At 62.5% G+C, this 24,696-nt stretch carries 28 protein-coding genes; 18 read left to right on the forward strand and 10 right to left on the reverse strand.

The annotated features are described in order from the left end of the window. Positions 1-114: 114 nt before the first annotated feature. The 7 genes from VPH40_RS03540 to VPH40_RS03570 all read left to right on the forward strand — a co-directional run bounded on the left by VPH40_RS03540 (position 115) and on the right by VPH40_RS03570 (position 5,658). Positions 115-1,593: a protein adenylyltransferase SelO gene (locus VPH40_RS03540; RefSeq protein WP_442906631.1), complete on the forward strand. Its 1,479-nt coding sequence runs from the start codon at positions 115-117 to the stop codon at positions 1,591-1,593. A 9-nt stretch (positions 1,594-1,602) separates the two neighbouring features. Next, positions 1,603-2,004 carry a peptide-methionine (R)-S-oxide reductase MsrB gene (gene msrB / locus VPH40_RS03545; RefSeq protein ID WP_034756083.1) on the forward strand — a complete coding sequence of 134 codons (402 nt, stop codon included), beginning with the start codon at positions 1,603-1,605 and terminating at the stop codon, positions 2,002-2,004. 75 nt (positions 2,005-2,079) lie between these two features. Next, positions 2,080-2,709, forward strand: coding sequence for a septation protein A (locus tag VPH40_RS03550; protein ID WP_230503023.1), 630 nt, complete (start codon positions 2,080-2,082; stop codon positions 2,707-2,709). Beyond that, positions 2,706-3,008, forward strand: coding sequence for a BolA family protein (locus VPH40_RS03555; RefSeq protein WP_257219016.1), 303 nt, complete (start codon positions 2,706-2,708; stop codon positions 3,006-3,008). Before VPH40_RS03550 ends, VPH40_RS03555 begins: the two co-directional genes overlap by 4 nt. A 112-nt stretch (positions 3,009-3,120) precedes the next feature. Next, positions 3,121-3,900 (forward strand): peptidylprolyl isomerase, encoded by a 780-nt coding sequence (locus VPH40_RS03560; protein ID WP_077404793.1) that lies wholly within the window; start codon positions 3,121-3,123, stop codon positions 3,898-3,900. A 116-nt stretch (positions 3,901-4,016) separates the two neighbouring features. Continuing rightward, entirely contained in the window at positions 4,017-4,793 is a 777-nt protein-coding gene (locus VPH40_RS03565; protein WP_034756072.1) for a peptidylprolyl isomerase, read from the forward strand. A 184-nt stretch (positions 4,794-4,977) separates the two neighbouring features. Then, entirely contained in the window at positions 4,978-5,658 is a 681-nt protein-coding gene (locus tag VPH40_RS03570) for a DNA alkylation repair protein (protein WP_328572677.1), read from the forward strand. Here VPH40_RS03570 and VPH40_RS03575 read toward each other — a convergent pair. Beyond that, positions 5,621-6,295, reverse strand: coding sequence for a TetR/AcrR family transcriptional regulator (locus VPH40_RS03575; RefSeq protein ID WP_099667878.1), 675 nt, complete (start codon positions 6,293-6,295; stop codon positions 5,621-5,623). The two genes, VPH40_RS03570 and VPH40_RS03575, sit on opposite strands and share 38 nt — an antisense overlap. 107 nt (positions 6,296-6,402) lie before the next feature. Here VPH40_RS03575 and VPH40_RS03580 point away from each other — a divergent pair, with 107 nt between their 5' ends. Beyond that, positions 6,403-7,101, forward strand: a complete 699-nt coding sequence (locus VPH40_RS03580) for a DAPG hydrolase family protein (RefSeq protein WP_180278785.1) — start codon at positions 6,403-6,405, stop codon at positions 7,099-7,101. Between the two features lie 4 nt (positions 7,102-7,105). Here the strand turns inward: VPH40_RS03580 and VPH40_RS03585 are convergent, their stop codons facing one another. After that, on the reverse strand, positions 7,106-7,999 hold the full coding sequence (locus VPH40_RS03585; RefSeq protein WP_328572678.1) for a GNAT family N-acetyltransferase: 894 nt from the start codon (positions 7,997-7,999) through the stop codon (positions 7,106-7,108). A gap of 165 nt (positions 8,000-8,164) precedes the next feature. Here VPH40_RS03585 and ypfJ point away from each other — a divergent pair, with 165 nt between their 5' ends. After that, a complete protein-coding gene (gene ypfJ / locus VPH40_RS03590; protein WP_328572679.1) occupies positions 8,165-9,058 on the forward strand; it encodes a KPN_02809 family neutral zinc metallopeptidase in 894 nt (297 codons plus the stop codon). 55 nt (positions 9,059-9,113) lie between these two features. Here ypfJ and VPH40_RS03595 read toward each other — a convergent pair whose 3' ends face one another. From VPH40_RS03595 to VPH40_RS03615, 5 genes are all read right to left on the reverse strand, one after another. After that, on the reverse strand, positions 9,114-10,196 hold the full coding sequence (locus tag VPH40_RS03595) for a TIGR03118 family protein (RefSeq protein ID WP_328572680.1): 1,083 nt from the start codon (positions 10,194-10,196) through the stop codon (positions 9,114-9,116). Between the two features lie 115 nt (positions 10,197-10,311). Further along, positions 10,312-11,070 (reverse strand): substrate-binding periplasmic protein, encoded by a 759-nt coding sequence (locus VPH40_RS03600; protein WP_328572681.1) that lies wholly within the window; start codon positions 11,068-11,070, stop codon positions 10,312-10,314. Next, on the reverse strand, positions 11,070-11,936 hold the full coding sequence (nadC, locus tag VPH40_RS03605) for a carboxylating nicotinate-nucleotide diphosphorylase (protein ID WP_289897813.1): 867 nt from the start codon (positions 11,934-11,936) through the stop codon (positions 11,070-11,072). Before nadC ends, VPH40_RS03600 begins: the two co-directional genes overlap by 1 nt. Beyond that, positions 11,933-13,066, reverse strand: a complete 1,134-nt coding sequence (gene nadA / locus VPH40_RS03610) for a quinolinate synthase NadA (RefSeq protein ID WP_328572682.1) — start codon at positions 13,064-13,066, stop codon at positions 11,933-11,935. Before nadA ends, nadC begins: the two co-directional genes overlap by 4 nt. Before the next feature lie 137 nt (positions 13,067-13,203). Then, the gene (locus tag VPH40_RS03615) at positions 13,204-14,802 is read right to left on the reverse strand and encodes an ABC-F family ATPase (RefSeq protein WP_034756044.1); all 1,599 of its coding nucleotides are present in this window, start codon (positions 14,800-14,802) and stop codon (positions 13,204-13,206) included. A 223-nt stretch (positions 14,803-15,025) separates the two neighbouring features. Between VPH40_RS03615 and VPH40_RS03620 the strand changes: the two genes are divergently transcribed. The 3 genes from VPH40_RS03620 to VPH40_RS03630 all read left to right on the forward strand — a co-directional run bounded on the left by VPH40_RS03620 (position 15,026) and on the right by VPH40_RS03630 (position 16,810). Beyond that, complete coding sequence (locus VPH40_RS03620; RefSeq protein WP_328572683.1) at positions 15,026-15,568, forward strand: DUF2939 domain-containing protein; 543 nt, start codon at positions 15,026-15,028, stop codon at positions 15,566-15,568. A 69-nt stretch (positions 15,569-15,637) separates the two neighbouring features. Further along, on the forward strand, positions 15,638-16,300 hold the full coding sequence (locus tag VPH40_RS03625) for a hypothetical protein (RefSeq protein WP_328572684.1): 663 nt from the start codon (positions 15,638-15,640) through the stop codon (positions 16,298-16,300). Positions 16,301-16,363: 63 nt separating this feature from the next. After that, entirely contained in the window at positions 16,364-16,810 is a 447-nt protein-coding gene (locus tag VPH40_RS03630; protein WP_442906598.1) for a GNAT family N-acetyltransferase, read from the forward strand. 59 nt (positions 16,811-16,869) lie between these two features. Here the strand turns inward: VPH40_RS03630 and VPH40_RS03635 are convergent, their stop codons facing one another. Beyond that, positions 16,870-17,562 carry a DUF3334 family protein gene (locus VPH40_RS03635; RefSeq protein WP_289897809.1) on the reverse strand — a complete coding sequence of 231 codons (693 nt, stop codon included), beginning with the start codon at positions 17,560-17,562 and terminating at the stop codon, positions 16,870-16,872. A gap of 397 nt (positions 17,563-17,959) precedes the next feature. On the opposite strand from VPH40_RS03635, the gene VPH40_RS03640 reads away from it, so the two are divergent. From VPH40_RS03640 to VPH40_RS03650, 3 genes are all read left to right on the forward strand, one after another. Continuing rightward, positions 17,960-19,630, forward strand: a complete 1,671-nt coding sequence (locus VPH40_RS03640) for a DUF6138 family protein (RefSeq protein ID WP_328572686.1) — start codon at positions 17,960-17,962, stop codon at positions 19,628-19,630. Between the two features lie 98 nt (positions 19,631-19,728). Further along, positions 19,729-20,415: a hypothetical protein gene (locus tag VPH40_RS03645; RefSeq protein WP_328572687.1), complete on the forward strand. Its 687-nt coding sequence runs from the start codon at positions 19,729-19,731 to the stop codon at positions 20,413-20,415. 26 nt (positions 20,416-20,441) lie between these two features. Next, the gene (locus VPH40_RS03650) at positions 20,442-20,774 is read left to right on the forward strand and encodes a hypothetical protein (protein WP_328572688.1); all 333 of its coding nucleotides are present in this window, start codon (positions 20,442-20,444) and stop codon (positions 20,772-20,774) included. Here the strand turns inward: VPH40_RS03650 and VPH40_RS03655 are convergent. After that, positions 20,771-21,199, reverse strand: coding sequence for an SMI1/KNR4 family protein (locus VPH40_RS03655; RefSeq protein WP_289914669.1), 429 nt, complete (start codon positions 21,197-21,199; stop codon positions 20,771-20,773). The two genes, VPH40_RS03650 and VPH40_RS03655, sit on opposite strands and share 4 nt — an antisense overlap. 162 nt (positions 21,200-21,361) lie before the next feature. On the opposite strand from VPH40_RS03655, the gene VPH40_RS03660 reads away from it, so the two are divergent. Together VPH40_RS03660 and VPH40_RS03665 are read left to right on the forward strand one after the other, a co-directional pair. Beyond that, positions 21,362-22,003, forward strand: coding sequence for a hypothetical protein (locus VPH40_RS03660; RefSeq protein ID WP_289914667.1), 642 nt, complete (start codon positions 21,362-21,364; stop codon positions 22,001-22,003). Between the two features lie 97 nt (positions 22,004-22,100). After that, positions 22,101-22,964 carry an alpha/beta hydrolase gene (locus VPH40_RS03665; protein WP_328572689.1) on the forward strand — a complete coding sequence of 288 codons (864 nt, stop codon included), beginning with the start codon at positions 22,101-22,103 and terminating at the stop codon, positions 22,962-22,964. A 21-nt stretch (positions 22,965-22,985) separates the two neighbouring features. Here the strand turns inward: VPH40_RS03665 and VPH40_RS03670 are convergent, their stop codons facing one another. Then, positions 22,986-23,873, reverse strand: coding sequence for a LysR substrate-binding domain-containing protein (locus VPH40_RS03670; RefSeq protein WP_328572690.1), 888 nt, complete (start codon positions 23,871-23,873; stop codon positions 22,986-22,988). Positions 23,874-24,045: 172 nt separating this feature from the next. Here VPH40_RS03670 and VPH40_RS03675 point away from each other — a divergent pair, with 172 nt between their 5' ends. Next, positions 24,046-24,666 (forward strand): LysE family translocator, encoded by a 621-nt coding sequence (locus VPH40_RS03675; RefSeq protein WP_328572691.1) that lies wholly within the window; start codon positions 24,046-24,048, stop codon positions 24,664-24,666. Positions 24,667-24,696 lie beyond the last annotated feature (30 nt).

Consider the following 24,696-nt stretch of genomic DNA (forward strand, 5'->3'; position numbering starts at 1 on the left):
ATTTTCGATTCCGTTTTTTGCCGCATTGGCCCCCATTTCCGCGCCCGCCACGCAGCTTGGCGCCGTGCGGTAAAATCGCCTTCCAGGCTGGCGCACCTTGCCGGTCCCTCTTATCTGACTGGAATTGCCATCACCGCTCATACCTTACCACTGGATAACGCCTTTGCGGCCTTGCCGCCCGCGTTCTATACGCGCTTGATGCCCACGCCCCTGCCCGCCCCGTATTTTGTGGCCGCCAGCGCGCCGGCCGCCAGCCTGGTCGGCCTCGATGCCACGCGCCTGGCCGGGCCCGATTACGTGGAGCTGCTGAGCGGCAACACGGTTGCCGAGCGCTCGATTCCCCTGTCGGCCGTGTATTCGGGCCACCAGTTCGGCGTCTGGGCCGGCCAGCTGGGCGACGGCCGCGCCATCTTGCTGGGCGATATCGCCACCGAACACGGCCCGATGGAGCTGCAGCTGAAAGGCGCTGGCGCCACGCCGTATTCGCGCATGGGCGACGGGCGCGCCGTGCTGCGCTCGTCCATCCGCGAATTCCTGTGCTCGGAAGCCATGGCGGCGCTGGGCATTCCTACCTCGCGCGCGCTGTCCATCATGGGTTCGCAGCAAGGCATCATGCGCGAAACGGTGGAAACGGCCGCCGTCGTGACGCGCATGGCGCCCACTTTCGTGCGCTTCGGCTCGTTCGAACACTGGTTTTACCGCAAGAAGCCGGACGAGCTGAAAATCCTTGCCGATTACGTCATCGACGGTTTTTATCCCCATTTGCGCGCCGCATCAAATCCATATCAAGCCTTGCTGGCCGAAGTGTGCGTGCGCACGGCGCACATGATTGCTCACTGGCAAGCCGTGGGCTTCATGCATGGCGTGATGAACACGGACAATATGTCCATCCTGGGCTTGACGCTCGATTACGGCCCCTTCGGCTTCATGGAAGCGTTTGACGCCGAGCACATCTGCAACCATACGGACCAGCAGGGCCGCTATTCCTACGCCAACCAGCCGCAGGTGGGCCACTGGAACTGCTATGCGCTGGGCCAGGCCCTGCTGCCGCTGATCGGCGAAGTGGAACTGGCGCAGGCGGCGCTGGACGGCTACCAACCCGCGTTTGCGGACAAGATGAATGCCTTGCTGCGCGCCAAGCTGGGTTTGCGCGCGGCACAGGACGACGACACGGCCCTGTTCGACAGCATGTTTGCGCTGATGCAAGCCAACCACGTGGATTTCACCAACTTCTTCCGCGCGCTGGCGACCTTGCAAGTGGCCGCTCCCGAACACGACACGATGCTGCGCGACCTGTTCATCGACCGCCCCGCCTTCGATGCGTGGGCGGCACAATACCGCGCGCGCCTGCTGCAGGAGCACAGCGTCGATGCCGAACGGCAAGCCGCCATGAACCAGGTCAACCCGAAATACGTGCTGCGCAACTACCTGGCGCAAGTGGCCATCGAGAAAGCCCAGCAGCACGATTACACGGAAGTGGCGAAATTGCTGGAAGTTTTGCAAAAGCCATTTGACGAACAGCCCGAACACCAGCACTATGCGGCCCTGCCGCCCGACTGGGCCAGCCACCTTGAAGTCAGTTGCTCATCCTAAGGAGTCCTTATGACCACGAATAAAGTCAAGAAAACCGACGCCGAATGGCGCGCCATGCTCGACTCGATGCAATACGAAGTCACGCGCCACGCGGCCACGGAACGGGCCTTCACGGGCAAGTTCTGGGACCACCATGAACACGGCGTCTACACCTGCGTCTGCTGCAACACGCCACTATTTGCCTCCGACACGAAATTCGACTCCGGCTGCGGCTGGCCCAGCTATTTCCAGGCGCTCGACCCGGCGAATGTCACGGAAATCGTCGACCGCAGCCACGGCATGGTGCGCACGGAAATCGTCTGCGCCGTCTGCGACGCCCACCTGGGCCACGTGTTCCCGGACGGCCCGCCGCCGACCGGCTTGCGCTATTGCATCAATTCGGCTTCCCTGCGCTTCGATCCGCAGCCGTGATGCTGGCAATGGCTTGGGCCTTGCTCCTAAGCCATTCCTAAGATGATTCCAATAAGACCAGTGTAAAGTCTCGCCATGAAATTTCTATTCGACCTCTTCCCCCTGATCGCCTTCTTCACCGCCTTCAAACTGGGCGGCATGTATGAAGCGGCCACGCACGATTTCGTGCAGCAATATTTGTCCGGCTTCGTGTCCGGCGGCCTGATCAAGGCCGACCAGGCGCCGTGGATACTTGCCACCCTCGTCGGCATCGTTGCCACGGCTTGCCAGGTCAGCTATCTGCTGCTGCGCGGGCGCAAGGTGGACGGCATGCTGTGGCTGTCGCTGTTCATCTTTGTCGTGTTCGGCGGCGCCAGCATTTACCTGCATGACGACTTCTTCCTGAAATGGAAGCCGACCCTGATCTACTGGCTGTCCGGCCTGGCCCTCTTGATCGCCTACGTGGGTTTCAAGAAAAACCTGATCCGCAAGACCATGGAAGCGCAAGTGCAATTGCCGGATGCCGTCTGGAACCAGCTGCTGGCCGCATGGATCATTTTCTTTGGCGCCATCGGCGCACTGAACCTGTTCGTCGCCTTCGTGCTGTACAAGGGCGACATGGCTGCCTGGGTCAGCTTCAAGGCGTTTGGCGCGACGGGCATTTTCTTTGCCTTCATCGTGGCGCAAACCCTGTTCCTGGCCAAACATATCAAGGAAGATGCATGATGCACACCACCACCGAGAATACCGCACCGGAAACGCGCATGCAGCGCATTCGTACCCGCCTGGAAACGGCACTTTCCCCTCTGGAATGCGTGCTGGAAGACGACTCGGCGCGCCACCGGGGCCATGCGGGCGCCGCCTCGGGCGGCGGCCATTACAATCTACGCATTATTTCTAGTCAATTTGAGGGGCTCAGGCTCGTCATGCGCCATCGACTGGTGTATGATTCCGTGCACGATATGATGCATAATGAGATACATGCATTGGCGATTGTGGCATTGGCGCCGTCCGAGGTAGCATAAGGATGGCGTTTTTGGCGTACCCGGATCACTTGGGTATGCCCTTGCTTCTGGCGCCATGCCTGGATTTCTTTCCATGCGTTTTTTACGAAACTTTCCCTAACAGGATTTAATAATGACTTTTAAGCCAGCCCGCTTGCTGATCGCACTACTCGCCGTTGTCGCGGTACCTGTTTTTGCGCAAAATGTTGCCGTTGTTAATGGCAAGCCTATCCCATCGTCGCGCGTTGATGCAGTCGTCAAGCAAGTCGTCGCCCAAGGCCAGCAACCGGATTCGCCGCAATTGCGCGAAATGATCAAGAAGGACTTGATCGGCCGTGAAGTGCTGATGCAAGAAGCGGAAAACAAAGGTTTCGGTAAAGATGCAGCAGTCAAGCAGCAAATCGAGAACGCGCGCCAGGCCATCGTCATCAACGCCCTGGTCGGCGATTACCTGAAAAAGAACCCCGTCAACGACGCTGAAATCAAGGCGGAATACGACCGTTTCGTGGCCCAGACCGGCGACAAGGAATACCACGTACGCCACATCCTGGTAGCCACCGAAGCGGAAGCGAAAGACATCATCGCCAAGCTGAAAGGCGGCGCCAAGTTCGAAGACCTGGCCAAGCAATCGAAAGATGCCGGTTCGGCCGACAACGGCGGCGACCTGGACTGGGCAGCACCATCGTCCTTCCCGAAAGTCTTCTCCGACGCCTTCGTGAAACTGCAAAAAGGCCAGGTCACCGACACCCCGGTGCAAACGCCTAACGGTTTCCACGTGATCAAGCTGGACGACACCCGCGCGGCAAAACTGCCGACCCTGGAAGAAGTCAAGCCACAGATCGCCGAAGCGCTGCAGCAAAAGAAACTGCAAGCGTATCAGGAAGAAATGATCAAAAAAGCGAAAGTTCAGTAAGAACTGACCTCCCCGGCGCCCTTTTCGGCGCCGGTCGTGTATTCTGCGCCTGAATGCGTACTGCACGGCAGTCGCGATCTTTTGTATCGGTTTTTGTATACTTATTAGGAATGAACATGATTTTGAAGCCAGCCCGCCTGATCTTAGCCCTGGTCGCCGTTGTAGCGATCCCTGCGTTCGCGCAAAACGTGGCCACCGTGAACGGCAAGGCCATCCCTTCGTCGCGCGTCGACCAGGTCGTCAAGCAAGTCGTCGCCCAAGGCAAACAAGCCGATTCGCCGCAATTGCGCGAAGCCATCAAGAAAGACCTGATCGGCCGTGAAGTGCTGATCCAGGAAGCCGACAAGCAAGGCTACGGCACCCGTCCGGAAGTTAAGTCGCAGATCGACAATGCCCGTCAAAGCATCATCATCAACGCCCTGCTGGCCGACTACGTGAAGAAAAACCCTGTCAAGGACGCTGAAATCAAGGCCGAATACGACAAGTTCAAGGCACAAGCGGGCGACAAGGAATACCATGCACGCCACATCCTGGTAGCCACCGAAGCGGAAGCGAAAGACATCATCGCCAAGCTGAAAGGCGGCGCCAAGTTCGAAGAACTGGCGAAAGTATCGAAAGACGGTTCCGCAGCCAATGGCGGCGACCTGGACTGGGCTAGCCCAGCTTCGTACGTGAAGCCATTCTCCGACGCCATGGTCGCCCTGAAACCAGGCCAGGTCACGCAAACGCCAGTGCAATCGCAATTCGGTTTCCACGTGATCAAGCTGGAAGAAACCCGTCCGACGAAGTTGCCGGCACTGGAAGAAGTCAAGGGCCAGGTGGCCGAGTCGCTGCAACAGAAGAAACTCGCCGCCTACCGCGACGAACTGATGAAGAAGGCAAAAATCCAATAAAAACGCCTGATATAAGCTACTGCGCGTCGCGCTTTGCGGCCTGCGATGCTCACCGTACCTTCGTACGGTTGCGCGTCTCGGCCACAAATTGCTGCCGCTCGCTACGCTTCTATCAGCCGTTTGGATGGCTGGACAAGAGCGCTCTTCGGGGCGCTTTTTTTACGCCTGAAAAAAGCGAGATGCGATGGATTTACATGCAGAACTGAAGGCGGCGCTGGAAGCGGTTGCCGAACCGGGCCGCGCGGGGCCCATGCAAGCCTATATGCGCGACCAGTTCGTTTTCCTGGGCGTGGCAGCGCCGCAGCGGCGGCTGGCCGCCAGGGGCTTGCTGGCGGGCTTGCAGGGCATCGGTGCCGATGCCCTGCTGGAACATGCGCAACTGCTGTGGCAACAGCCGGAGCGCGAATACCAGCACGTGGCGCTCGACATGCTGGCCCTGCACCGGCGCCAGCTGGGCATCGAACACCTCCCCGCCCTGCTGGCACTGGCGCGCCAGCGCGCGTGGTGGGACAGCGTCGACGGCATGGCGGGCATCGTCGGCGAGGTGCTGCAGGCGGAACGGCAGCGCGGCGGCGACGGCCATGCGCACATGGAGGGCGCCTTGCGCCATGAGGACTTCTGGCTGCGCCGCATCGCCATGCTGCACCAGCTGGGCTGGCGGGCCGACACGGATGCCGCCTGGCTGTTCGGCGCGGCGCTGGCGCTGGCCCACGAAGACGAGTTTTTCATCCGCAAGGCCATCGGCTGGGCCTTGCGCGACTACGCGCGCCACGCGCCAGAGGCCGTGACGGCATTTGCCGACGCGCACCGCCAGCAACTGTCGGCGCTCAGCTACCGCGAAGCGCTGAAGCACCAGCCACGCTGAAGGCCGAGCCGCCCAGCAGGCGCAGCGCGGCATCGATGCGCGGCGCGGCATCCCAGGCCGGCGCGGGCGCCAGCAAGCCCAGCGCCATCTGCCGCAGGGGCTCGGCAATCACCATGGCCAGCAGCAAGCCGGCCACCTCCCGCCCATCCTGCAACGCCAGATGGCCGCGCGCGGCCTGGCGCTGCAGCCAGTCGGCCAGCAGGGCCGTGCCCCGCTCGATGCCGTTGCGCTGATACACGGCAAGTAGATCCGCGCGGGCGGGAAACTCCGTGCACAGCAGGCGGAACAGTCCGACGGCGTCCGCCGTCAGCACGCGCCCCGCCATCGCCTGCAAGATCTCTTTTAACAGCGGCAACACCTCACCAGGCCTGGCCGCATCGTGCGCCATGGCCGGCAGGAAAGCATCCGTCCAGCCGCGCACCACCAGGGCGACCAGTTCCTCGCGGTTGGCCGCGTATTGATACAGCGATTTCTTTGCCATGCCCGCATGGCGCGCCACCGCTTCCATGGTCGTTGCCGCATAGCCTTCGTTCAGCAGCAGCCAGGTAGCCGCCTGCACGGCCGCCTCGCGCGCTTCCTCGGGAGGCCGCGCCGGACGGCCCCGTCCGCGCAAGGCCTTGCTCTCTTCTTCCTGCATGCCAGCTCCAAGCTTGATCGATGAGCAATTTTACACTGAAACATATTTAGGAAACGCTAAACGTTTCTTTAATATATAATTGGCTCACCCCAACAAAGGAGAACGACATGACGCAGCATATTGAATTCCCATGGAGCATTACCAGCACGGGCGACTTGCTCGACCCATTCCCCCTGCACCTGGAAACGGGCGTCACGCGCCTGGAAAACGGTTGCCTGCTGGTGGCGGCGCGCACGGAACTGCACGGCTGCAGCGGGCGCATGCTGGACTGGTGGTTTACGTTTTTCGAGACGACGCAGCACATCAAATGGTGGCACCCGCACGATCACGTGGCCCATCATGGCTGGAACAGCGCGTGGAAAAAGGGAGAAAGTTACTACGGCGCCTCGATCGAGGCAGTGGAATCGCTGGGCGACATTCCACCCGTGAAAGCCAAGCTGAAGTTCCATGATCCGAAGGATGTATTTGATACGGCGCAACTGCAACAGGCCAGGGACAGCGGCGCCCTGTCGGCCGCCATCTGCGCGCGCATCGGCTTCGGCGACCACGTGGTGCTCGACCCGCAGGGCGACCCGCTCGATGGCGAAATGCTGCACCTAACGCGCGACACCCCCACGGGCTGCGTGCTGCGCAGCCGCTTCTTGCTAGGCCGCAATAGCCTGAACCCCGTGCGCGACGTGCCCGACGTGCTGGGTCTGAACTTGCTGCGCCATTGCTACAGCGAATTTACCTACCTGTCGCGCTTTTTGCCCTCGCTGTATTACGGCGAGCACGCGAATGGAGAGCAAGCACCGTTGCCCTGGTAAAACATTACAGCCGCTTGTGCATGCGCGCCAGCGGCAGTTTGACGCCATCGGGCAAGTCCAGGTAAAACTCTTCCGTCACGGCAAAGCCGCTGGCCAGGTACAGCGGCACGCCAGGCAAGGTGGCGGCCAGTTCCAGGGCAGTAAAACCGGCGGCCAGCGCCTGGCGTTCGCAATGGCGCATCAGCATGCTGCCCAGGCCCTGGCGCGCGGCGCCAGGCTCCACAAAGAAGGCGCGGATGCGGCCCGGCTGGCTGACCGGATCGAGCAGCGGGTCCGGGCCGCTCTTGGCGCGGTCGGCGCCATACAGGGTGGCGCGCCGGCTCCAGCCGCCGCAAGCCAGCATGGCGCCCTCCCGTTCGATGACGAAATACGTCTGGTCGGCCACGAGCTGCGTATCGACGCCGAACACGTGGCGCGTCACGGACTCGGCCTGTTCCGGCGTATAAAACCCCGCGCTCAGCGCCACGCCGGAACGGGCAATCAGCGCGTTCATGGCAGGCACATCGGCCGGCAGCGCCACGCGCAAGCTGCTCAAAGCGCCAAAGCTGAACCAGGCGCGGCTGATGCGTCCCTGCTCCACTTCATACGTCGCCACCAGTTCCTGCGCCGACACGCCATCGTCCGTGTCGCCATGGACGATTTCATGGTCGATCACCAGCTTGCCGCAGGCGATGCGGTTGAGTAACTGCGCGTGCGGTTTGCTGGCGGCGAAGCGGGCCGTGAAACGGGGGCCGATTTGCCCGCTGCCCTTGGCCAGCAAGGTATCGGGATGCTGGAATTGCTGTGCGTCATCAGCATAGATGGCCAGCAAGGCCGGCACATCGTGCGCGTTGTAGGCGTCCAGTTGGGCCTGGACCACCGCGACGGGAGAAATGCGTGTATCGTTGGCAAGCGCCATGCGTGTACCTGTTGTGATGTGGGTGGAAAGTTGCAAAGCGTAACACTGTCGCTCCTGTCGCGGCGCGGTTTGCTGCGATAATTGTAAGACTCGTCATAAGATTCGTCGCCAGACGCATCTTGCGGCGTCACCAATCAATCGCAAATCGCAGCAGGAGTAGATATCATGAAATGGGAAGGCAATCGCGAAAGCGACAATGTGGAAGATCGCCGTGGCGAAGACGGCGGTGGGGGCGGCGGCGGGGGCGGCTTTGGTTTTGGCGGGCGCTCGATCGGCATCGGCACCATCGTCATCGCCCTCGTCGGCTCATATGTGCTGGGCGTCAATCCCTTGACCTTGCTCAACCTGCTCAGCGGCGGTGGCGGCCAGATCAGCACCCAGCAAAGCCAGTCGCCCGCGCGCCAGCCACCCGAATCGGACGAGATGGCACGCTTCGTGAAAACCGTGCTGGCCGATACGGAAGACACGTGGGGCGCCCTGTTCAAGGCGGAAGGCGGCAGCTATGTGAAACCCAAGCTGGTGCTGTTTTCCGGCAGCACGCCGACGGCTTGCGGCACGGGCCAGAGCGCCAGCGGCCCCTTCTATTGCCCTGGCGACCAGAAAGTCTACCTGGACCTCGATTTCTTCAACCTGATGCAGCAACGCTTCAAGGTCTCGGGCGAATTTGCCGAGGCCTACGTGATCGCGCATGAGGTGGGCCACCACGTGCAAAACCTGATGGGCTTGTCCGAGAAGGTCGACAATGCCCGCCGCACGCAATCGGAGCGCCAGGCCAACGCCATGTCCGTGCGCCTGGAATTGCAGGCCGACTGCTTTGCCGGCGTGTGGGCGTATCACGCGAACGCCGACCGCAATATCCTGGAACAGGGCGACGTGGAAGCGGCCCTGAAAGCGGCCACGGCCATCGGCGACGATGCGCTGCAGCGCCAGTCGCAAGGCCATGTCGTGCCGGACTCGTTTACGCACGGCACCTCGGAGCAGCGCGTGCGCTGGTTCAGCAAGGGCATCGAGAGCGGCCAGATTTCCCAGTGCAACACCTTCGAGGCACGCCAGCTGTAGGCCCTTGCCGGCCGGTTGCAGGCGCACTGGGCACAGCGCGCCTGCCCGTGCCACGCTACTTCACGTCGATGCGCCCATATTGTCCGTGCGCTTCGTCAGCCGGCCCTGCCGCATAGAACAGGGTATTGACGGGCTGGCTGTTGAGGCCATTGCCGAAGGCGATGCCCCACAAGCCATCGATCACCAGCGGCGTGCCGTCAGGCTTGAGCAGCGGCCCGCCAGCCTTGCCCGTGACGCTGTCATAGGCGTTGATCCTGCCATCGCCAAAATTCCCGATCAACAGCATATTGCCGGCATAGCCGAAGTCCGCCGGCGCCAGCGCCATGCCCCACGGTGCATTCAAGGCCCCGCCGCTCACCAGCCGCTTGATCAGCGTGCCGCCGGTGTCGTACACATTGACGATGCCCAGGCCCGCGCCCGCCTGTTCATCGTCGCCGCTGGCTTCGCGCATGGCATAGGCGACATAGATGCGCTCGCCGATGGCCTGGATGCCGAACGGCGCATAGCCAGCCGGCAAGCCGGGATCGCTGAACGCGCCAGGCCAGCTGGCCCTGGCGAAACTGGCATCGAAGACATCGACGCGCCCGTTATGGAAATCGGCCGCATACAGGTAGTTGGCGCCCGCACGGGCGGCAATCGCCAGGCCCTTGTAGACGCTGCCGCCGGCGCTGCCGTCATACACGACCAGGGCCGTGACGGGACTGACCGTGGGCGACCAGGCCGAGATGCTGCCGCTTTCGCTGGCGAAGATGAAGGGGCTGGGCGCCGTCACGCCATTCTGGCTCAGCTTGAAATCCTGCGTGCCGTTGAAGACGATGCCCGTCGGCCCTGCCGGCGTGCTGACCACCAGCGCTTGCGGCACGCCGTTGCCATCGTACAAGGTCGACTTCGCCGTGCCATTCGCCGCCACCCAGACGAAGCCGCGCGGATTGAACGCCACGCCCCAGGCATTGACGAGGTTGGGGTCCGTGTGCGCGGCCGGCAGCGCGGCCGTATCGGACACGAGGCTGGTCGCCGCATATGCGTTCAGGGCTGGCGGCTTGTGATGGTGGTGGCCGCCGCCGCAGGCAAACAGCACGGTAGCCAGCGCGGCGGCGAGACAGGCGCAAACAATCTGCCTGGTGGTATGCGTTTTCATGGCGTTCCCCTTCTGCGTGATCGGCAGAGTTGCGCTGCCTGCCATCAGGGTATAAGCGGACCGTGCCGGGCGCTTGAGCCGCGTCAAGCGCAGCGCAGACAGGGCTTGCGCCCCGTCAGGGTATGCCGACGTCGTAGCGCTTGCCCAGCTTTTTCAGTTCGCCTGTCTCGATCAGGCTATTCAATTCCTGGTCGAACTGCAGGCGCAGCTTGTCGAAGGCGGGCGAGCGGGGAAAGGCAAAATAGCCGTTCTGCACTTCTATGACTTTGGGCAAGGGTTTCACCTGGCGCCCATAGCCGAGGCGGGCGATCACGGGGTCGGTATTGCGGCGGTTGCTGACGAACACGTCGACGTGATTGTGCACCAGCATCTTCAAGCCGTTTTCCACGTTATTCGCCACGCTGACCTGCAAGCCGGGCCGCACGCGCTCCCAGTCCGCGCCATAGGCCCAGCCGTTGAGCAGCACCACCCGGCGGCTCTTCAGCACCGCGTAATCGCCATCCCAGCCGAAGCTGGCATCTTGGCGCGTATAGAAAACCATCTGGTCCTGGTAGAACGGCTTGTCGGAAAACGCCATGCTGGCGATACGCTCGGGCGTCTTGTAGGGCCCGATCAAGATATCGGCCTGGCCCTGTACCAGCATGGCTTGCGCGCGCGCCCACGGCACCATGCGAAAACGCACGGTATTGCCCGTGCGTGCCGCCATCAGGCGCAGCAGTTCCGCGCCCAGGCCGCCATACTCGCCGCTGTCCTGGTACTCGAAGACGCGCTCGAACTGCGCGCCCACGGCCAGCAGCTCGCGCGCCTGCAGCGGCGCGGCGAGTGCCGGCCACAGCAGCGCCAAGGCCAGCAGGCGCCGCCCTGCTCCGCTCATCAGCCGACGATGCGCAAGGAGTAATCGGTGGCCCGCACGTCCTTGGTCAGGCTGCCGATCGAGATGCGGTCCACGCCCGTTTCGGCAATCGCGCGCACGGTGTCGAAATTGATGCCGCCGGACGCTTCCAGCAAGGCGCGGCCATGCGTCAAGGCCACGGCGTCGCGCATCATGTCGTTGCTGAAGTTATCGAGCAGCACGGAAACGGCGCCCGCATCCAGCGCTTCCTGCAATTGCGCCAGGGTTTCCACCTCGATTTGCACCGGCACGCCCGCGTCGAGGTTGCGCGCGTTTTCCAGGGCCTGGCTGACGCCGCCCGCGGCCGCGATATGGTTTTCCTTGATCAGGATGCCGTCATACAGGGCCAGGCGCTGGTTCTTGCCGCCGCCCACGCGCACCGCATACTTTTGCGCCAGGCGCAGGCCCGGTAGGGTCTTGCGCGTGTCCAGGATGGACGCTTTCGTGCCGGCGACCACATCGACATACTGGCGCGTGGCCGTGGCGACCGCCGACAGCAGTTGCAGGAAATTGAGGGCGCTGCGCTCGGCCGTGAGCAAGGCGCGCGCCGGCGCTTCGATCGTGCAGACGACGCTGTCGGCCGTCATCATGTCGCCTTCCGCGTAATGCCAAACGATGTCGATGCTGCGGTCCAGGCTTTTCATGATGCCTTCGAACCACGGCGCGCCGCACAGCACGGCTGCTTCGCGCACGATGACACGGGCCGTGACGATGTGGTCTGGCGGCACCAGTTCGCCCGTCAGGTCGCACTGGCCCACGTCTTCCAGCAAGGCGGCCAGCAAATTGCCTTCGAATGCGCGCGCCAGGGCGGGATCGAAGGGAGCGAAAGAATTAACGAGGGTACTCATGCTGGACCGATTCCTTGGAACAATTTAGTTTCTTTTGCCAGGTCCGCGCCCGGCTTTAGGCCCGCCTTCTTGGCGGCGGCGAAGTCGAGCATGCGGTTGATCGAACGCACGGCCAGCTGGCTGACGGCGGGATCGACGTGGATTTCGTTATGCATGTTTTCCAGTGTTTCAGCCAGGTTCAGCAAGCCGTTCATGGCCATCCACGGGCAGTGCGCACAGCTCTTGCAGGTGGCGCTGTTGCCGGCCGTGGGCGCTTCGATGAAACGCTTGCCCGGCGCGGCCGCGCGCATCTTGTGCAGGATGCCGTTGTCGGTGGCGACAATGAACGTGTCCGTATCCATGGTTTGCGCTGCCGCAATCATTTGCGACGTGGAACCGACCATGTCGGCCAGCGCCACCACGTTGGCGGGCGACTCCGGATGCACGAGCACCTTGGCTTGCGGATACTCTTCCTTGAGCAAATCGAGTTCGATGCCCTTGAATTCGTCGTGCACAAGGCAACTGCCCTGCCACAGCAGCATGTCGGCGCCCGTTTCCTTCTGGATATACGAGCCCAGGTGCTTGTCTGGCGCCCACAGGATTTTCTTGCCCTGCGCATGCAAATGGGCAACGATGTCGAGGCCGATGGACGACGTCACCATCCAGTCCGCGCGCGCCTTGACTGCGGCGCTGGTGTTGGCGTAGACGACGACCGTGCGGTCCGGATGGGCGTCGCAAAAGGCCGTGAATTCGTCCACCGGGCAGCCCAGGTCGAGCGAACAGGTCGCGTCAAGGTCGGGCATCAAGACCGTTTTTTCGGGACTGAGGATCTTGGCCGTTTCGCCCATGAAGCGCACGCCGGCCACGACGAGGGTCTTGGCCGGATGGTCGCGCCCGAAGCGGGCCATTTCCAGGGAATCGGAGACGCAGCCGCCCGTGGCTTCCGCCAGGTCTTGCAGGTCAGCATCAACGTAGTAGTGGGCAACGAGCACGGCTTCGCGCTCGATCAGCAAGCGCTTAATGCGCGTGATCAGTTCGGCTTTTTCGGCCGGGGAAGGCGTCGCTGGCGTGCGTGCCCAGGCGTGGGCAGTGCAGCTGGCTCCGTCTTGTGGATGTTCGTACTCGACGGATTTGATGGCTAAAGTTTGCATGGCTGTGTCAAACAAAAACGGGATAGACCGGCACGATTGCAATAAAGCAGGTGCGCCGGAACGAAAGGACCGCGGCGCGTCGGTGTGGTGCTGCCGGATGGGCGACTGGCGCGCCATCCGGCATCTTGCCTCAGAGTTTAGTCAATACCCTGGCTCTTCAGATAGTCTTCGTAGTTGCCGCGGTAATCGACCACTTCATCTTCCTTGATCTCGATGATGCGGTTGGCCAGCGAAGAGACGAATTCGCGGTCATGCGACACGAAGATCAGGGTGCCAGCGTATTTTTCCAGCGCGATGTTCAGGGATTCGATCGATTCCATGTCCATGTGGTTGGTCGGCTCATCGAGCATCAGCACGTTGTGGCGGCCCAGCATCAGCTTGCCGTACATCATGCGGCCCTTTTCACCGCCGGACAGTACCTTGACGGCCTTCTTCACGTCGTCGCCGCCGAACAGCAAACGGCCCAGGATGGAGCGCACGGCCTGGTCGTCGTCGCCCTCTTTCGTCCACTGGCCGATCCAGTCGGTCAGGTTCGTGTCCTTGGCGAAATCTTCCGTCGGATCTTGCGGCATGTAGCCCACGTTGGCGTTTTCCGCCCACTTCACGCGGCCCTGGTCCGGCTGCAAGCCGGCGATGTCGCCCGCGATGCAGCGCAGCATGGTGGTCTTGCCAGCGCCGTTGGCGCCGATGATGGCGATGCGTTCACCCGCCTCGACCATGATGCTGAAATTCTTGAACAGCTGGCGGTCGAAGCCTTTCGAGATATTCTCGACTTCCACGGCCAGGCGGTGCAATTTCTTTTCGCCGTCGAAACGCACGAACGGATAGGCGCGCGACGATGGCTTGATATCGTCGACCTTGATCTTTTCGATCTGCTTGGCGCGCGACGTGGCCTGGCGGGCCTTCGATTTGTTCGCGGCGAAGCGGCGCACGAATTCCTGCAGCTCGGCAACCTTGTCTTTCGCTTTCGCGTTGTTGGCCAGCTGCTGGTTGCGCGCCTGGGTCGAGGCGAACATGTATTCGTCGTAGTTGCCTGGATAAATCTTCAGCGTGCCGTAATCCATGTCGGCCACGTGGGTGCACACCTGGTTCAGGAAGTGGCGATCATGGGAAATGATGATCATGGTGGAATTGCGCTCGTTGAGCACGTCTTCCAGCCAGCGAATCGTGTTGATGTCCAGGTTATTCGTCGGCTCGTCGAGCAGCAGGATGTCCGGGTTCGAGAACAGCGCCTGCGCCAGCAGCACGCGCAGCTTCCAGCCTGGCGAGACATTGCTCATCGGGCCTTGATGCAAATCAATGGCGACACCGGCGCCCAGCAGCAGTTCGCCGGCGCGCGATTCGGCCGTGTAGCCGTCGTATTCGGAAACTTTGCCTTCCAGCTCGGCGGCCTGCATGTAGTCGTCGTCCGTCGCTTCCGGGTTCGCGTAGATCGCGTCGCGTTGCTGGATGGCGGCCCACATTTCCGTATGGCCCATCATGACGACGTCGAGGACGCGCATGTCTTCAAACGCAAACTGGTCCTGGCGCAGCTTGCCCAGGCGCTCGTTGGTATCGAGCATGACGTTGCCGCCCGACGGGTCCAGGTCGCCGCCCAGGATCTTCATGAACGTCGACTTGCCGCAGCCGTTCGCGCCGATCAAACCATAGCGGTTGCCGTCGCCGAACTTGACGGAGATATTCTCAAACAATGGCTTGGCGCCAAACTGCATCGTAATATTTGCGGTTGAAAGCATGTGATATTAGGTCTTTATTCAGTTAAAACAGCTAGTTAAGTACTTTTCCCCCATTATACAGCACCCACCCTCTTCCACTCTATAGTGGCCCGGCAAGCGCAGCCGGAGCCTATGCGCAGGCATACGGCGCAGAAATAATGGCAAGAAAATATGATTGCCGTATTCCCATTTAGCAGCTACGCTGCGTGGCATTGTTTTCTACCCTTTACCTCACAGGCATCACTTGAAAAAAATCACCATCGCCGCCGCCGTGGCCGTCATTGCCGTCGCCGCCACCGCCTACGCTTCGCCCTACTACACCTTGCACCAGATCAAAACCGCGCTGGCCGAGCGCAACGCCGACGCCCTGGCCGCACACGTGGACTTCCCCGCCCTGCGCGCCAGCGTCAAGACGCAGCTGGAAGCGAGCATGGCGCGCAGCATCGAGGCGACCGCCGGCAGCGGCAACCCGCTGGCCGCGCTGGGCCAGTCGATCGCCAGCGCCATGCTGGGCAAGATGGTCGATACCATGGTCTCGCCGGCCGGCGTGGTGGCGCTGGTCAACAAGAGCGCCGTCAGCCCGCAAGCAGAGCCAAATCCGGATGCGCCCGCCGACGGCGCGCGCAAGAAGGCCGACTATTCAGCCGGCTATGCCGGCCTGAACACCTTCATCGTGCGCGCAAAGGATGGCAATGCGCAGGAAGGCGCGCTGGTCCTGCTGCGTCATGGCGTGTGGGGCTGGAAGCTGAGTTCGATCGAGATTGCATCGGCGATGGCCGCACGCTAGAAGAAGCGCGCATGCGCAGGCAATCTGATACACAATGCGGGCCACTTGTATCCGATTGCAGGAGTTTTCATGCTGAAACACACGACCCTGGCGCTGGCCATGGCCTTTGCCGGCGCCGCACCATCCGCCCATGCCCACGATGGGATCGCCGCCGCCGAGCGCAGCCACTCCGTTGCCGCGCGCATGCAGGCGGAAACGTCCAGCGCCGCCGATCCGGACGCCCCGGCACTGCTGCCCGTGCCCAGCGACATTTCGCTGGCCGAACTGGAGCGCCGCCTGGCGCTGGGACAGGCGCAGGCCGCTGAAAAACACCTTAGCAGCGCGCTCGATCCGGCCGTGCTGAGCACCCTGGCGCAGCAGATGGGCTGCGGCGATATCGTCGGCATGCAGCCGTTCGGTTTCCCGCTGGAACAAGCGCCAGCGACCGTCCTGAGCGGCGCGCACCTGCTGGCGCGGTGCCCGGATCGGGCCTATGTGACGATCACGGCCATGTCGATGGCCGGCAAGACGGGTAAGCGCGCCCATATTTCGCCGCAATCGTTCAAGCAGCAGGTCGATGGCAGGCCCGCGCGGCGCCTGTACTACAAGGCGCCCAACGGCCGCCAGAAGGAGTCGCTGACCATCATCGACGGCAGTTATGCGTATGCGCTCGAGTACTGGTCGCTCGATGACAGCCAGCAACGCGGCATGGTCGGCATTCGAAGGATGGAAACATTGACGTTGCCGCAATAAAATAGACGCGAACAGGCGGAATACTGTATATTCATACAGTTATCTATTATCCCCTTTTCGAGCATGCCTGCACACCCGCCCATCCAATTACCGTACACCATCTGCGTGAGCGCCACGATCGACGCGGAGATCGAGCAAACCATCCTCGAGGGCTTGAATGCCTACAACGACGCCATCACCGGCTATAGCGACAGACAGGTATTGAGCGTCGTCGTGCGCGACCGCGACAGCCAGCGCGTGCTGGGCGGCGCCATGGGCCGGACTTCGCTGGGCCTGCTGTTTCTCGATTTGTTTTATTTGCCCGCCACCTTGCGGGGACTGGGACTGGGCAGCCAGATACTGGCGCAGTTCGAAGAGGAAGGACGCCGGCGCGGCTGCGCCTCGGCGGTGCTGTACACCATCACTTTCCAGGCGCCCGAGTTTTACGAGCGGCGCGGCTGGCGCCGCTTCGGCGAGATTGCCTGCAGTCCCGAGGGGACGAGCCGGGTATTCATGAGCAAGATCCTGTAGACGGCATGCGACCAGGGCTGGCGACAAACCTGCCGCCAGCCCTGGTCAGCGACCGCTGCTTACATGCCCAGGGACTTGAGCAGGTCGGCGTTGTCGTCGTCTTCCGGTTCCACGGCAGGCGCCGGGGCGGCGTCCCGTTCGCGGTTCGCGAATTCGCCATCCATCAGCGAGTCGGCGTCGACTTCGCGGGAATCGAAATCATGCAACTTGATGAACTCGGTACGGTCGATCGCCAGTTCCAGATAGAAAATATTGTTCTTTTCCGTGTAGAAAGTGACGCGGCGCATTTCCGGGCGGTCCAGCGGCGTGTCGACGCTGAGCATCACCTGCTTGTTCAGCACCAGCATCTTCGGCTGGCTCTGGGTGATATTCGTTTGCAGCTCGCGCCGCACCTTGCCCGTGAAGTCGCCCACGATCTGGTTCATCAGCTCGCCCATGATGTTCGACACTTCGTCCGACGTATAGAAGCTGGCCAGCTCCGACTTCGGCATGCCCATGTGCAACATGTAGCGCTCGTAGATTTCCATCGCCGTATCGGCGGCAAAATTAAGTACCACCAGGCCCGTGAAACCGCCATCGAACATCACGAAACAGCCGATATCCGGCTTCAGGCCCGTCTTGGTGATGCGCTGCACCATGCCTGAATAATTGACCTTGCTTTGCGTTGCAACGTTGAGCACCCGAACCACCGAGTTGCACAAACTCATCAACAAATCTTCTGTACCGTACACAACATCCTTTTCTGCATCCATGAGCAACCTCTCCTACTATTTTAAAGATGACAGCACTGTTCCCTGCCCGCCGCGAGCCGAAACCTGACAGTTTCGCTCAGCTGGCGGACGACTTCACCTTTGCATGCCTGACCTTGCGTGGCGGCGCGCGCCGCGTTGCCGCCGCCCCGAACCGCCCTCTTACCTTTTTCTGTATAGAAATAAGTATCATGCGCAGAATACCCAGATGTAACATTTCCGTCCAGCCATACCTGCATTTACTTGACGATCTGTGCGGAAATACCAATACACTGCAATGCAACATTATGCGGAAGATAAGCATGCAGGAAGAATCAGGCTGGCACGGTTGAAACCATGGCGAAAAGGCAGCATCACGTATACTGCCCCGCGGGACGCAACTACCGAAAGGCATGAGAGGATGAGTACACTGCAGGAACAGGCAACGGCAGAAATGATGGCGGCCGTGGAGGCGTGGTTTGTCGAGCGCCTGAAGCGCACCGATCTGGAAAGCGCCGTGAATCGGACCACCTTGCAAATGGGTATCTTTAACGATCTCTTGCTCGACTACAAACCCGGCCGCACCACGGCCGACGATTACCATCTGGCCGATGCCGGGGATTTCACGCAGAGGACGCCATCGCGCCTCGATGAAGCCGTCGTGCGCGACAGCATCGCGCCCCAGCTGGTTGCCATGGTGCAAGCGAAACTGGCAACGCTGGCCGACACGCCCCTGATCGACTACCGCTTCAGCTTTCGCGGCAAATTCCAGACGGCACAGGGCACGCTGCACCTGAATCTGCTCGATCATGTCAACGAAGGCAAGCGCAGCGCCCTGCTCGCGCGCATCCACACTTACGTCGAGCAAAAACTCGAGCGCGGCAACCGGCCGACGAAAAAGCTGGAAACCTTCTTCCTGGCGCGCCACCTGCTCGATCCCCAGCTGTTTCCGCAGCCCGACATCGCCTGGACCATCGCACAATTCGAGCGCATCGAGCAACTGAACAAGTCGCGGCCGCAAGCGCTGGCCGAACATCGCAGTGACATCATCCAGGCCGTGTCGGCCTGGGCGGAAAAACAGTTCTTGCCGCAGTTCTATGACGTGCAAACCTCAAGCTACAGCGGCACGGAATACACCTTGAAAGCGGGCGCGGCGCCCGATGCCCAGGCGCTGGCGCCGATCGACCTGCTGCTGTACGGGGCCGTGATGATCTTGCGCCACGAACCGAGCTACGCCAAATCGACGGGCCTGAAATTCCTGGAAATCGCGCGTGAACTGGGCAGCGAACGGGCCGTGCGCATGCTCAAGGAAGGCAGCGGCACCTTCCCCGACGGCGACATCCACGTGAAAAATGCGCTGCTGGAATGCCGCGCCAACGACGTGTTTGCCACGATCAGCATCACGATTGCCCAGGAAGAAGAGGACGCGTATGCGCAGGCGCTCGCGTTCATCACGCACCTGCTGAACAACGGTTTCCCGAAAAGCTACCAGATCAAGCTCAAATCGAAGGTCAAGGACTATCTGCCCTTGAAAGGCCTGGCCCGCTCCGACACGCACCGCTTCTTTGCCAACGCCCTCGCCCATGCATCGCTGCAGCCGCAACTGGAAGCGTATGCGCGCGCCGCCATCGGGCAATACGAGTTCTATGCCGACACGGAAGGCGAAAAGAATTGCATGCCCGGCAGTTACGCCACGTTTGGCCTGGGCTTGCTCGACGCACGCCATTTCCCCCTGGTGCAGCACTACATGGCCAACGTCGACGAGGAGCACCAGTCCGTGCAGGATCAGTTCACGGCCGCCTTCGCCGAACGGCATGGCGTGACGACGGAGTCCATCCCCGTGCTGGCGGCCTGCCTGCGCGCGTGCACGGATAACGCCAAAGTCAAAATCCAGGCGGAACTGGAAGAGGTGGAGAAACTGGAGCTGTTCTGCCAGCAACTGCAAGGGCTGGAAGGCTATCTGGTCGAGCACATGCTGTATCCCATCTGGGGCAAGCTGGAAAAACTGGCGGCCCTGGCGCGCAAGGCGCAAGGCCGGCGCAGGGAGCTGCTGCAGGCCTTGCTCGAAGCAGCCAGCAAGACAGGCGCCTAATGTGCGCAACGTTATGACTTTCACCATATATAATGCGCGGCGCCAGAGTTGCCTTAAGGCATCTTTTGGCGTCTGACATTGAATCGTGGAGAAAATACATGCATCAAACACAACAAACATCGCGCACCTTCCTGCTGGCAGCAAGCTTTGCCGCCGCCGTGGCGCTGGCCCAGCCCGCCATTGCCGCCGACGCCGCGGAACTGGCCCCGCTCGATGCGGCCGACCTGTACATCAAGACCATCATCAACCTGGATGAAGCCAGCGTCGCCAAGCTCAACGCCTACCTGCGTCCCACCCGCCTGGCCGGCCACCAGAGCGCCGAATACGCGTCGTACAGCGACATGAAGGAAGCGGACGCCAAGTTTCCAACGGAAACGGGCAAGCTGATCGCCGACCTGTTCCCCGCAACCATGCGCGCGGCCGTGACGCCGGCCGCTGAATTGCTGGCGGCAAACGTCATCGCCGCCAAGAAGGGCGCCGCCTGCCAGGCCACCAAGGCGGACCCGGTGACGGTGGAAAACGGCATCCAGACGGCCGCCGTCAGCTTCGAATGCCAGATCGTCAAGGTACCGCTGGCATGGGCGCCTGCCGCCCAGCAACTGGCGAAGAGCGGTTGCAAGGTCGAGCAATGCAAGGCCGGCCTGCAAAAGATCGCCGCGACCTACACGAGCTCGCCGAAACAGGCGTGGCGCGCCGTGTTTGCCGTCAGCCGCGAAAAGAACTCGGAAGCCTGGCGCAACGATTTCGCGCGCGAAACCTTCGATGAAATCTGGGAATACCTGTAATCCTTCACTCCTCCCTAAGGCTGCCGGTGGATAAACCCAAACTGACACCCGTCGCCCAGCCGGCAGGCCTCGCCCTGCTGCGCCTGCTCGATCCCGACCACGTGGACGGTGCGCTGAGCAAGCAGGTATTGGCGCAAGACTTGGCCAGCCTGCACGGCAAGCAATTGCTGGCGCTGCTGCGCCGGCTGCGTGCCGCGCAATCCAACCAGCAGGATTATGCAGGCGCCACCCCAGAGCAGGCCGAGCAGCAGTTCGGCGCCGCCATCGATGCCGTCAAGGCGGTGCTGGCCACGCGCCCGCACATCCCCAACAAGCAGGAAGCGAAGGCCTTGCGCCAGGCGGCGGCCAAAAAGCGTTAATCGAGGCGCAAGCCGGCCGCCAGCAAGGCCATGCCCTCGCCGAACGCGGGGGCGATGACGCGTACCTCGGCCGGATCGAGGTCGCCGAAGTTGACGTACGCCAGGGCCGGCGCCGCGCCCGCGCGATAATCGAGCAGCAGGCATAGCGGCCCGCCATCGGAACCGATCCCCAGGCACTGGCCGCCCAGGTAGCGCTGCAGTTGATACGCGCCATTCAGCGCCACCAGCTCGCGCGCGGGCCACAGCGACAGCGATTGCCCATCGACATCCCCTGCGCCGCCATCGGACCAGCACAGGAAGTCGTGTAAATCCGGCGGCAACGGCAGGCCCATGGCCTGTTCGATGGCAGCCAGGGATGCCGGCGTGGCGCCAGGACTGGCACGCCAGTACGGCGCGACGGCGGCGATGACTGGGGCAAGACGCATAGAGATGGGCTTCCTTTGAATGGGCGCGCGGCGGGCTGCCTCGGCGCGCCATCATCGGCGAGCGGACGCCGGGCGTCAAGCGACCATCCAGCCGTGCGCGCAAGCTCGTCGGCCCCCTCCTATAATCTGAGGCTCTATTGTTTCCGCTACAGAAAGTTCCCCATGTCCATACAATTTCCCCGCCATGTAATAGGTTGCGCCGTATTGGCCTTTTCCGGTTTGGCCGCCATGCAGGCCGCCCATGCCGAAGAGACGGGCCCCATCGATGCGCGTGCCGTCTGGCAGGAACGCTCGCTGTCGGCCTGCCGCACCGGGCAATCGCACTCCGCGCCCGACGTCTGCCTGCTGCGCACCATGAAGCGTACCGGTGCGCCCCCGCAAGCCATCGCCGCCGCCAGGATGCTGGTCGGGGCAAACATGCCAGGCTACATCTCTGCCTGGCGCCCGCTGGGCAAGGTGGCGCTGGCCACCGTCACCTATCCGTTTCGCGCCAACACGAATGAAAGCACCTTGCTGATCGGCAGCGATGGCGCGGCCATCGATGTCGACGAGCACTCCGTGCGCGAGGAAGACCGGGCCACGCCTGCCTGGCAAGCGTTTACCGCCGCCCACCCGGACGCCATGCCGTTCGCGCCCGCCGAGTTCGTCGGCAGCACGGCCACCGGCGATGGCGGCCAGAGCGTGCTGTTTTCCACGCCCCTGATCACCTGCCACGCCTGTGCCGACGATGGCGCCCTGCTGGTCGCCTACACGATCGACAAGGCCGGTATCGTGCGCGAGCGAAAACTATTGACGATCAAGTAAGGCTGCATCAAAGACAAGAAAGATGAGATAGAATTGCTTGGTGGCATGTCTATACGAGTACATGCCATCGATCCAAACTTACTTATCACAGGAAACCATGCGCCGCTCTTGCCTTGCACTGCACCTCACCGCCGCCCTGCTGCTGTCCAGCCCCTTCCACCTCGCCACTGCCGCGCCCGCCGCTGCCGCTTCCTCCAGCGCAGCCACGCCGCTCGTCATCGGCGAAAGTTTCAGCATCGATTCACAGGCGCTGAAAGAAAAACGCCACATCAATGTGTACATGGCGCGCGCCTGGGATACGCCGCCCGACGCCCCGCTGCCCGTGCTGTACATGCCGGACGGCGGCGTGGCCGAAGACTTTTTGCACGTGGCCGGCTTGCTGCAAGTGTCGGTGGCGAATGGCACGATGCGCCCCTTCATGCTGGTCGGCATGCAAAACACGCAGCGCCGGCGCGACCTGACGGGGCCGACCGGAAATGCGGAAGACCGCAAGATCGCCCCCGTCGTGGGCGGTGCGGCCGCCTACCGGACCTTCATCCGCGATGAGCTGATGCCGGAAATCAAGCGCCGCTACCGCACGACGGGCGAGACGGCCATCGTCGGCGAATCGCTGGGTGGCCTGTTCGTGGTGGAAACCTATCTGCTGGAACCGCAGCTGTTCGACCATTACGTGGCGTTCGACCCCAGCCTGTGGTGGAATCATGGCGCCCTGCCGCGCCAGGCGGCAGCCCTGCTGGCGAAAGGCACGCCGGGCAAGCACAGCCTGTACCTGGCGTCCAGCAGCGAGGCAGGCATCGCCGTGGAAGTGCAGCGCCTGGCCGACGTGCTGGAAAAACAGGCGCCGCGCGGCTTGCAATGGCATGTGGAAAAGATGCCGGAAGAAACCCACGGCACGATCTATCACCCGGCCGCCCTGAAAGCGTTTCGCAGCGTCTTCAAGCCGGCCACGCCGCCGCAATAAGCGGGACGGGGACGGGGACGGCTACGGCGCCGGCAGCGCCTGCCCCATCTGCTCGCGCAGCCAGTGCAGCAAGGTGGTGCGGCGCGCGTCGCCATCGAATGGCAGCGGCGACAGCAGGAAATAGGCGCTGCCGTCGCGCCGGAAACCGAAGGGCGCGACCAGGCGCCCGCTGTCGAGGTCTTCGCGCGCCATGAAGACTGAGCCGATGGCCACGCCGAGGCCGGCGCAAGCCGCTTGCAGGCTCAGATAGAAGTGCTCGTAGGTCTGGCTGCCGCCCTGGCCGCCGCCGTCGGCATCCTTGCCGGCGGCGCGCCAGTGGGTCCAGGCGGCCGGGCGCGACGCCGTGTGCAGCAGGCGCTGCGCGGACAGGTCCAGCCTGCCTTGCCGCAGCAGGGCCGGCGCGCACACGGGCGCGATCCATTCATCGCACACCTTTTCCGCATGCAAGCCCGCATCCCACAGAAAATCGTTGCGGCGCAGCGCCACGTCCACCGCGTCGCGCTGGAACGCCACCGGCCCGCCCGAGGCGAACAGGTGCAGCGGCACCTCGGGATGGCGCTGGTAAAAGTCGCCGAGGCGCGGTATCAGCCATTTCATCGCGATCGTCGGCTCGCACGACACCACCAGCGGCCCCTGGCGCACCGGCTGGCGCACGGCTTCGAGGGCGGCGTCGAGCCGCTCGAATGCTTGCTGGACGGCATCGCGCAGCTGCGCGCCCGCCGGCAGGAGGAACACGCCGCGGTTGCGGCGTTCGAACAGGGGCGTGCCCAGCGACGTTTCCAGCAGGCGGATTTGCCGGCTGACCGCACCATGCGTGACGTGCAACTCCGCGGCCGCCTGGACGAAACTGCCCAGCCTGGCCGCAGCCTCGAAGAACCGCAAGGAGCCCAGCGCCGTCTGTCTAGTCATGATCTGTCACTTTTTCTCACACATATCCGCAAGATATCATCGTTTTTCATAGAAGGCTATTATAGGGATAATTTGTCTTCCGGCAGCCCGCATGCGCGCCGCGCCCTTGCCAAACAGGCGAGAAATTGTCACCGATGGCCGTGCGGGCGCCACCACTGCCCAAGGAAGACACATGATTGCATTGCTTGCCGTTGCCCTGATTACCCTGCTGGCCTCCATCGTTCCGGGCCCCGATTTCGCGATGGTCACGCGCAACAGCTATCTGCATGGCCGCCGTGCCGGCCTGCTGGCCGCGCTCGGCATCGCGCTGGGCGTGCAAGTGCACGTGTTCTATACGATGTTTGGCGTAGCGCTGCTCATCGCCGGTTCGCCTGGACTATTTACGGCGATCAAGCTGGCCGGCGCCCTCTACCTGGCCGTGATCGGCTGGAAAACCTGGACCAACCGCGCCGGACTCGTCATCGACCTGCACGGCGGCGCCAGCGTGCCCCGGCATAAGATCTTGCTCAACGGCTTTCTGACCAATGCCCTGAACCCGAAAACGACCCTGTTTGTCATCAGCACCTACACCCAGGTGGTGCAGCCCGGCACGCCGTTGGCAGTCCAGTTCGGCTACGGGCTGTGCATGTCCGCCATCCACCTGGCCTGGTTCGCCCTGGTGGCCGTCTTTTTCTCGCAAGCGCGCTTCCGCTTGCGCATGGTCAGCCACCAGCGGACCATCGACCGGCTGATCGGCTCGGTCCTGATGGCGCTGGGCGTCGCGCTCGCCTGCGCCAACATGGACAAACTGTAATCTGGCGCGGGACGTGCCCGCCACATCCGG

The organism is Janthinobacterium sp. P210005 (assembly GCF_036231865.1).
GTDB classification, from domain to species: Bacteria; Pseudomonadota; Gammaproteobacteria; order Burkholderiales; family Burkholderiaceae_D; genus Janthinobacterium; species Janthinobacterium kumbetense.

Bases quoted from the DNA above. Each gene is read 5' to 3' on its own strand.
- VPH40_RS03645 (WP_328572687.1), top strand. From the start codon at position 19,729: ATGCATCAAACACAACAAACATCGCGCACCTTCCTGCTGGCAGCAAGC.
- VPH40_RS03580 (WP_180278785.1), top strand. From the start codon at position 6,403: ATGACGCAGCATATTGAATTCCCATGGAGCATTACCAGCACGGGCGAC.
- VPH40_RS03550 (WP_230503023.1), top strand. From the start codon at position 2,080: ATGAAATTTCTATTCGACCTCTTCCCCCTGATCGCCTTCTTCACCGCC.
- ypfJ (WP_328572679.1), top strand. From the start codon at position 8,165: ATGAAATGGGAAGGCAATCGCGAAAGCGACAATGTGGAAGATCGCCGT.
- VPH40_RS03570 (WP_328572677.1), top strand. From the start codon at position 4,978: ATGGATTTACATGCAGAACTGAAGGCGGCGCTGGAAGCGGTTGCCGAA.
- VPH40_RS03615 (WP_034756044.1), bottom strand. From the start codon at position 14,802: ATGCTTTCAACCGCAAATATTACGATGCAGTTTGGCGCCAAGCCATTG.
- VPH40_RS03575 (WP_099667878.1), bottom strand. From the start codon at position 6,295: ATGCAGGAAGAAGAGAGCAAGGCCTTGCGCGGACGGGGCCGTCCGGCG.
- VPH40_RS03625 (WP_328572684.1), top strand. From the start codon at position 15,638: ATGCTGAAACACACGACCCTGGCGCTGGCCATGGCCTTTGCCGGCGCC.
- VPH40_RS03670 (WP_328572690.1), bottom strand. From the start codon at position 23,873: ATGACTAGACAGACGGCGCTGGGCTCCTTGCGGTTCTTCGAGGCTGCG.
- VPH40_RS03595 (WP_328572680.1), bottom strand. From the start codon at position 10,196: ATGAAAACGCATACCACCAGGCAGATTGTTTGCGCCTGTCTCGCCGCC.
- VPH40_RS03665 (WP_328572689.1), top strand. From the start codon at position 22,101: ATGCGCCGCTCTTGCCTTGCACTGCACCTCACCGCCGCCCTGCTGCTG.
- VPH40_RS03655 (WP_289914669.1), bottom strand. From the start codon at position 21,199: ATGCGTCTTGCCCCAGTCATCGCCGCCGTCGCGCCGTACTGGCGTGCC.
- VPH40_RS03585 (WP_328572678.1), bottom strand. From the start codon at position 7,999: ATGGCGCTTGCCAACGATACACGCATTTCTCCCGTCGCGGTGGTCCAG.
- VPH40_RS03560 (WP_077404793.1), top strand. From the start codon at position 3,121: ATGACTTTTAAGCCAGCCCGCTTGCTGATCGCACTACTCGCCGTTGTC.
- VPH40_RS03635 (WP_289897809.1), bottom strand. From the start codon at position 17,562: ATGGATGCAGAAAAGGATGTTGTGTACGGTACAGAAGATTTGTTGATG.
- VPH40_RS03555 (WP_257219016.1), top strand. From the start codon at position 2,706: ATGATGCACACCACCACCGAGAATACCGCACCGGAAACGCGCATGCAG.
- VPH40_RS03565 (WP_034756072.1), top strand. From the start codon at position 4,017: ATGATTTTGAAGCCAGCCCGCCTGATCTTAGCCCTGGTCGCCGTTGTA.
- nadA (WP_328572682.1), bottom strand. From the start codon at position 13,066: ATGCAAACTTTAGCCATCAAATCCGTCGAGTACGAACATCCACAAGAC.
- VPH40_RS03675 (WP_328572691.1), top strand. From the start codon at position 24,046: ATGATTGCATTGCTTGCCGTTGCCCTGATTACCCTGCTGGCCTCCATC.
- VPH40_RS03660 (WP_289914667.1), top strand. From the start codon at position 21,362: ATGTCCATACAATTTCCCCGCCATGTAATAGGTTGCGCCGTATTGGCC.
- VPH40_RS03600 (WP_328572681.1), bottom strand. From the start codon at position 11,070: ATGAGCGGAGCAGGGCGGCGCCTGCTGGCCTTGGCGCTGCTGTGGCCG.
- VPH40_RS03630 (WP_442906598.1), top strand. From the start codon at position 16,364: ATGCCTGCACACCCGCCCATCCAATTACCGTACACCATCTGCGTGAGC.
- msrB (WP_034756083.1), top strand. From the start codon at position 1,603: ATGACCACGAATAAAGTCAAGAAAACCGACGCCGAATGGCGCGCCATG.
- nadC (WP_289897813.1), bottom strand. From the start codon at position 11,936: ATGAGTACCCTCGTTAATTCTTTCGCTCCCTTCGATCCCGCCCTGGCG.
- VPH40_RS03640 (WP_328572686.1), top strand. From the start codon at position 17,960: ATGAGTACACTGCAGGAACAGGCAACGGCAGAAATGATGGCGGCCGTG.